This window comes from Limnothrix sp. FACHB-406 (assembly GCF_014698235.1).
In the GTDB taxonomy this organism is placed as follows: Bacteria; Cyanobacteriota; Cyanobacteriia; order CACIAM-69d; family CACIAM-69d; genus CACIAM-69d.
In genome coordinates this window covers 88,432-95,296 of the sequence record NZ_JACJSP010000018.1, presented here as the reverse complement: position 1 = coordinate 95,296, position 6,865 = coordinate 88,432, and the positions used below count along the sequence as shown (strand labels likewise).

The window sequence follows — 6,865 nt, the reverse complement described above, 5'->3', positions numbered from 1 at the left end:
AATGAGCGTAACATTGGTGTACTACTTTTTGATTGTTTGGGGTAAGAATTACATCTTCTTACCCCTTTTTTATAACCTGAATCTGTCATTCAACACTTCTGCATGGAACCTAACCCGATTACGGCCAACAATGTGCCCGCCCAGCGTGGCCAAACCATCTATCCATCACCCTATGACGCGGTGGTTAAGGGTCGATTAAAGCGAAAATTGGGCGATTACTTTCAATTGTCAAACTTTGGAGTGAATTTAACCGAACTTGCGCCCGGTTCCGCGTCGGCTCTCGCCCATTGTCACTCTAAACAAGATGAATTTATTTTTGTTTTGGCGGGAACGCTCACTCTCCTTGTGGGCGATCGGGAATTTGAGTTGCATTCCGGTGATTGCTATGGCTTCAAGGCTGGAACTGGCATTGCTCATCAACTGATCAATCGATCGCCTGAAGATGCGGTTTATTTGGAAGTGGGCGATCGCACGGCGGGCGATGAAGTGACCTATCCGAATGATGATTTAAAAGCTTGTCAACAAATAGATGGCTCTTGGGCTATCTATCATCGAGATGGTCAACCCTATTGAGATCCCCTAAAATTCCAGGCGATCGACTCAATGAGGAAAAACCAATGCTGACTCAATCCCAGGCCCAGGAATTTGCGCAAGAGTGGGTGGCGGCTTGGAATAGCCACGACCTCGATCGCATTTTGAGCCACTACGAGGAAGATGTGGTGTTGATTTCCCCGATCGCGGCTCGGCTCTTGGGTGACCCGACGGGAAGGGTGCAAGGAAAAGCTGCCCTTCGTCGCTATTTCCAAAAGGGGTTGGAAGTCTATCCCAATCTCAAGTTTGAGCTGTTAGATGTGATGTGGGGCATTGAAAGTTTGGTGCTTTACTACATCAATCAACAGGGCACGCAGTCGGGTGAGTTGATGAAACTCAGCAGCACGGGCAAGGTCTCCCAGGTGATCGCTCATTACAACAATTGAATCACGCAAATCGCCAACCATCCTGGTAGGGGCGCACCGCCGTGCGCCCTCGATTCGCTTGATAGTTAAATGCATGATTCGTGATGAAAATGACTGGCTAAACTGTCACATATGGCATGAGGTAAATGGTCATTTATCCTTGATTCGTTTGATGGTTGAATAGACCTCTTACGCGAATCGACCAGAAGCCCTCATCCCCCAACCCCTTCTCCCAAGGGGGGCGAAGGGGGGCCAGAACCATTGCGTTACAGCGATCTCGTAGCTGGTGATCAAGTCCCTCTCCCGACTTGGGAGAGGGATTTAGGGTGAGGGTCTTGATTGACGCAAGAGGTCTAATGTGTCATTTATGGTGAAAATGACTGGTTAAATCGTCACATGCGGCATAGGGCGCACAGCGGTGCGCCCCTACTGGGGGTGAATTATGAAAATGCAATCGTTGCACACTTGGTCGTTGCACACTTGAATGAATTACAATTAAGCAGCTTAATGAATTGATTTTGATGAATTAATTCATATCAATTGACTGGTTTAATTTGCTGGAATGTGGCGGCTTGGCCGTAGGGTTGACCCGCTTCATCGACTAGGTTCCAAATCAGACCATCGAGGATCCGAAATCGACGACCGGTTTTGGAAATTCGTACCCCTTGATAGTTGCTGATATAGCCCCGATCGGCTGCTTCTTCTAACATTTTGGCTCGCTCTTCTCGGGCGATCGGCTCGGCGCTCAACCGAGATGGCAACTGCACAAACTCATCCCAACTCAGCTCCCACAACTCGATCGCCCGTTGGTTGGCATAGTTAAAAATCGGGTCGGCTTCCGTGCCGTGGGACACCACCACAAAAGGTGCGTGAAAAATCCGACGTGATCGCTCGATCGGGTCGAGATCCGCCGGTAAATCCCCCAACGATCGCCCCACCACCTGCTGGAAACTGGCCCAGAGGCGATCGACATGGCGCACCACCGCCGGATCCTGCCAAATTTCGATCACCCGATCGCTCACGAGGCATCTCCCAAACTGGATTGGCAGTGGGGACAGATGTCGAGATTGCGATCGACCGGCCGACCACAGGCACGGCACATTTGATACGTCCCCGGTTGCAAGCCATGTTGCAGTGCCACCCGCTCATCAAACACAAAGCATTCACCCTGCCAGGCGCTTTCCGCCGGGTCAACGGTGGCTAAGTAATTGAGAATGCCGCCCTCCAGTTGATAAACCTGCTCGAACCCTTGGGCCAACAGGTAGGCCGAAGCCTTCTCGCAGCGGATGCCGCCCGTGCAGAACATGGCCACCTTGCGATCGCGCTGGGGATCCAGCAACCGTTCCACCGCGTCGGGAAATTCCGTGAAGGTCTGGGTTTCCGGGTCGATCGCCCCCTGAAACGAACCGATCGCCACTTCAAATTGGTTGCGCGTGTCGATTAGCTTCACCTCCGGATCAGCAATCAGCGCGTTCCATTCGGTCGGAGCCACGCGGGTTCCCGTCCGCTCCGTGGGGGCCACCGGTTGGTTGAAGGTGACAATTTCCCGCTTCAGTTTGATTTTTAGCCGTTGGAAGGGCATGGCCGGGGCGATCGACTCGCGCGCGCTCAAATTTGTCAGGGCCGGGTGCGATCGCAGGGCCACCAACATCTGATCGATCGCCTCCCGAGTCCCCGCAATCGTGCCGTTGATCCCTTCTTGGGCCAGCAGCAACGTGCCGCGAATCCCCAAGGCTTCGGCGCGATCGAGCCACTGCGATCGCCAATCGGCCCAATCATCCACCGCCACAAATTGATAGAGCGCGGCCACCACCACCGTCATCTTCTCTCTCCGTCAGGAATCCAGACTCTAGGAATCCAAAATCAAGGTCACTGGGCCATCGTTGTCGATTTGGACTTGCATCATTGCGCCAAACCGGCCGGTTTCCACGCGCAAACCACTGGCCCGCAGCAATTCCACAAAGCGATCGTACAGGGCCTCGGCCCGATCGGGCGCGGCGGAGCGATCGAAACTGGGTCGCCGCCCCTTGCGCCCATCGCCATAGAGCGTGAATTGACTGATCACCAGCAGTTCGCCGCCAATCTCACTCACCGACAAATCAAACCGAGGATGAGCCGCCGCCGGATCGGGAAACAGCCGCAAATCCAGACATTTACGCGCCATCCACTGCAACTCTGCCTCCGTATCGGTCGCGGCGATCGCCACCAACAGGTTCAACCCCCGGCCAATTTGCCCGACGGTTTCCCCCCCGATCGCCACACGAGAAGCCGTCACCCGTTGAATTACGACCCGCATTGTGCCCACATCTCAAAACTCATCAACCTGGAATCGAAAACTTATGAAAATCAAAGCTCCAGCGCTGCAATGACTCGTCCCAACAGTGAAACCATAAACCCTCGAAACGTCAATTCAGGCTCTGGCTGATCATAGATTTTTGATTCTGTTCCCATTTGAGGAGCAGTTAAAAAGCAAGCAGAATCATACAACCGAGAGCGGATTAGCTTGATGAGTAGTTGCTGATATCGAGCGACATAGGAAGCACCTTGAAATTCCTCAAAGACTGAAAAATGAGGCTCCTTGATTGAAACTTGTCGATGAGCAGCTTCAGCATCTTCAAGCAAAAGAAAATAGCCTAACCAGGGACGCGGTGAAGGATAGAATGCCCCTTTTTCGTAGGCATTCCATAGATCAGTTGCACTACCCAATGCTTCTTCAGTTCGGTTGTTAAAATTATTCCCAAAAGACCCAACCTGGGATTTAAATTCAATCGCAGCAACCAACCGATGATTGATAATCACTAATAAGTCCCAACTTTTTTCTGCGCGAAACCACCCTGGCAGCTCTGTATCTTGTTTCCAGTAAATGCAACTCTCCTCAACGCCAGCCGTGATTAAGAGGCTGGCAACTAATTCACGAAAATCATCAAGATGCTTTCCTGAACGGACTGCTTGAGCAGACTCAGATCGTATTTGCCAAAACCGTTGAACAGCAACCGCCAGCCTAGTATCCAGATCTTGGAGTACATTTTGCATTTCAGTTATTTTTAAACACTAAGGTCTTAATGATTAGCAATCAGAATGCAGGATCACCGTAGTTTTGCTGAACAGGCTCGTTAGCTCCTGGGCTAAACGGTCATAGGATTGTTTTAGATATGTGGGGTCAATTTCATAACCAATGCTATTGCGTCCACACTGAGCAGCCGCGAGGGATGTTGTTCCTGTGCCAGAAAAAGGATCAAGCACCACATCACCCACAAACGAGAACATTTTAATTAATCTTGTGGCTAATTCTAGGGGATAAGGAGCTGGATGATGACGTGTTGATGCACCTGGAATGTCACTCCAGATCTGTTGAAACCAAGTGCGGTGATCTGTTTCTGGAATAATACTCAGCAACTTAGTTGTTAAGTTCACTTTTCGATATCCCCCTGGCTTACGCTGCATCAAAACAAATTCAATATCGTTTTTGATAATTCCGTTGGGTTCATAGGGTTTACCCATAAAAACCGTGCCATTTCCCTTTGATTCTAGGGAAGCATTGGCGATTTTGTGCCAAATGATGGGAGAAAGATTATCGAAGCCAATTGCTCTGCAACTTTCTTGAATGGAAGCATGAAGAGGAAATACGGAATGGCGGCCGTTATTTTTCCGTCGAGATAAGCAAACATCACCCACAACGCAAATTAATCGACCGCCGGGAGCGAGTAGTTGAAAGCACTGCTCCCAAACTAAATTGAGTTCATGAATAAATTGATCATAATCGTCAATTGCTCCCATTTGTCCTTGAATTGAGTTGTAAGACTTTAGGTTCCAATAGGGCGGCGAAGTCAGAATGAGATGGACACTTTCGGGTGGAAGATTCAGGCTTGTTCGGGCATCACCCAGATGAAGATGATGTTCACTAGGCCAATCAGCAACCTGCTCTTGGATGAGCTGCATGAGCCGAGTGTCTTTCGCAATTCTGGGAATGGCAGTCTGAATATTACTCAAATCGCCAAGGGCTGATAGCAAGGTGCTAGTTAGTTTTGGCTGCTCTTCCAAGGCATTGAAAGGGCTGGTGACCGGAGCGGAGATCATGTTAGTACCTAACTCAAATCCAGCAAGTCGAAGAAGGACTCGTCTAGGTCGTAGCCCAGCATTTGCGCCATGCCCTGAAGCCGCGATCGCGTGCCAATTCCTTGGGTTTTCAGCCAGTTGGCTAATACAAAAATCTTGCCCATCACGAATAGTTCCAAGGCTTCGGGATTGAACTGAATTCCGTCGGTGGGATGGAATTGGTGAGGAACCAGCATGGCCGCATAACGACCGAGTTCGCCTGCTTTCCAGTCCAAAACAAAGGGCAACCAAGGATAAACCGCGTCTGCCCGCAGAAACCAAAGCCGCACTTCGGGAATTTCCGACAGCTCGCGGGGGTCGGTGGGGTCGCGGGGCAGGTCAATGGTGAGTTGCACTTGTTGTTCGGCGGCGGCAATGCCACTGGCCAAGAGCGGCTCGATCGCCCGTTGGATGGGGCTGAGGTCTAGGGTTTGGAGATGATCCGCTGCGATCGAAATGGTAATTGTCATGCCATTTTGCTCCCGGTGCAAATTCTGAGGGCTAAATCACAGCAAGTGGCGCGGGGTTGGGGCCCGACCATGGTGCAATTTGCCTTTCGTTAGTGTCGCGCGGGGGTGGGCCCTTTTGGCAAACCGGAGCCACAGGACTGCTAATCGTTGGCCCAATGGCAGCTAATGGCCCATGGGATTGGGGGCGAACTCGCGTCAGTGCAGGATCGAGAACCCGTGAGCACCCCCTGAATTTGAGCGCTCCTTAAGTTTGAGCCTTAAATTTGAGCCTTGAATTTGAGTACTTCTTTGAGCCTCTTTCGGAGCCTCTCTTTGAGCGCCGCTTGGCGCGACAATTGGCGAGCGATTTGGGTTGGGGCGATCGCGCTCCCCACAAGCGGTCAAAGTTTTGATACGCTTTGTTTAGAAAATTGGTAAATCTTGGCCATTTTTGTGCTGTCTCAGTGATCATCAACGATACCTATGGGGATGGGGCCCAAAACCCAGTCACCATCAGCGATCGACAGCGTTTCACCAGCAAATTCCCTCGGCAAAACTCTTCGGTGAGTCTTCTGAAAATGAAAGCTTTCGATGAGTTGCCCCGGTGAGCTTTTCGCGGTGAAAATTCCCGATGTCCAAGGTTTATCGCCGCTTCATTGCTCCATTTGTTTGGCTCCAATTGGGAGACACCATCCATGCCCTTTAAGTCTTTTGCCCCGGCTTCGAGTCAGCCGCGTGCCCTGTCGCAGCGTTGGGTGCGTCGCGGTTTGGCAGCCTTGGCCGCGCTGAGTTGCAGCCTGGCAGTTGTGCCGGCAGTGGTGGCGCAGGAGTTGCCTGGATTCACGCTCTTTGGTGGCCCCCGTCGCGAAAGTCAACTGAGCTTCCGGCTCGATCGGGGTCGTGAAAGCTCCTGGGATCGCTACCGGTTGCGGATTCCGGCTCAGAACCTGGCGATCGCCCAAATCGCGATCGACTATCCCGACTATTACAAGGGACGTTTCGACACCGATCGCATTGATGTGCGGTACAAGAACGGTGGCGAGAAGGTTGAGCTAGATCGGGTGGTTTGGAATCCGGAAAACTACACGATCGAGATTTATCCTAAGGAACCGATTCCCTCGGGTAAGCAGCTTGAGGTGGTGCTCAGCAATGTGCGCAACCCGGACATGGGCGGGATGTATTACTTTAACTGCCGGATTTTGACCCCCGGTGACACGCCCTTGCTGCGCTATATCGGTACCTGGCTGATTCAAATTACCTAACGTTCAGCTCCGGTATGGTTCTGGGGAGTCGATCGCCCCGCCCTTGCCAGCCATTTTGAATCCGAAGCGGGCGCGAGTCTGTTTCGGATTTCGCTTTCTGGCT

Annotated in this window: 9 protein-coding genes; 3 read left to right on the top strand and 6 right to left on the bottom strand. The window is 51.7% G+C overall.

Annotated elements, in window-relative coordinates:
• Nucleotides 1–102: 102 nt before the first annotated feature.
• Nucleotides 103–573: a cupin domain-containing protein gene (locus H6G53_RS15355; RefSeq protein WP_190534462.1), complete on the top strand. Its 471-nt coding sequence runs from the start codon at nucleotides 103–105 to the stop codon at nucleotides 571–573.
• A gap of 44 nt (nucleotides 574–617) precedes the next feature.
• Nucleotides 618–977 (top strand): nuclear transport factor 2 family protein, encoded by a 360-nt coding sequence (locus H6G53_RS15350; protein ID WP_099534883.1) that lies wholly within the window; start codon nucleotides 618–620, stop codon nucleotides 975–977.
• Nucleotides 978–1,492: 515 nt separating this feature from the next.
• On the opposite strand, the gene H6G53_RS15345 is transcribed toward H6G53_RS15350, so the two are convergent.
• The 6 genes from H6G53_RS15345 to H6G53_RS15320 are packed head-to-tail and all read right to left on the bottom strand — an operon-like array spanning nucleotide 1,493 to nucleotide 5,521.
• Nucleotides 1,493–1,978 (bottom strand): MEKHLA domain-containing protein, encoded by a 486-nt coding sequence (locus H6G53_RS15345; RefSeq protein ID WP_347343152.1) that lies wholly within the window; start codon nucleotides 1,976–1,978, stop codon nucleotides 1,493–1,495.
• The gene (locus H6G53_RS15340) at nucleotides 1,975–2,778 is read right to left on the bottom strand and encodes a rhodanese-related sulfurtransferase (protein WP_190534459.1); all 804 of its coding nucleotides are present in this window, start codon (nucleotides 2,776–2,778) and stop codon (nucleotides 1,975–1,977) included. Before H6G53_RS15340 ends, H6G53_RS15345 begins: the two co-directional genes overlap by 4 nt.
• Nucleotides 2,779–2,805: 27 nt before the next feature.
• Complete coding sequence (dtd, locus tag H6G53_RS15335; protein ID WP_190534456.1) at nucleotides 2,806–3,252, bottom strand: D-aminoacyl-tRNA deacylase; 447 nt, start codon at nucleotides 3,250–3,252, stop codon at nucleotides 2,806–2,808.
• Between the two features lie 50 nt (nucleotides 3,253–3,302).
• On the bottom strand, nucleotides 3,303–3,989 hold the full coding sequence (locus H6G53_RS15330) for a PaeR7I family type II restriction endonuclease (RefSeq protein ID WP_190534453.1): 687 nt from the start codon (nucleotides 3,987–3,989) through the stop codon (nucleotides 3,303–3,305).
• Between the two features lie 33 nt (nucleotides 3,990–4,022).
• Nucleotides 4,023–5,033, bottom strand: coding sequence for a site-specific DNA-methyltransferase (locus tag H6G53_RS15325; protein ID WP_190534450.1), 1,011 nt, complete (start codon nucleotides 5,031–5,033; stop codon nucleotides 4,023–4,025).
• A gap of 8 nt (nucleotides 5,034–5,041) precedes the next feature.
• Entirely contained in the window at nucleotides 5,042–5,521 is a 480-nt protein-coding gene (locus H6G53_RS15320; protein WP_099534886.1) for a CRR6 family NdhI maturation factor, read from the bottom strand.
• A 674-nt stretch (nucleotides 5,522–6,195) separates the two neighbouring features.
• Here H6G53_RS15320 and H6G53_RS15315 point away from each other — a divergent pair.
• On the top strand, nucleotides 6,196–6,762 hold the full coding sequence (locus H6G53_RS15315) for a DUF2808 domain-containing protein (RefSeq protein WP_099534887.1): 567 nt from the start codon (nucleotides 6,196–6,198) through the stop codon (nucleotides 6,760–6,762).
• The last annotated feature ends 103 nt before the right edge of the window (nucleotides 6,763–6,865 follow it).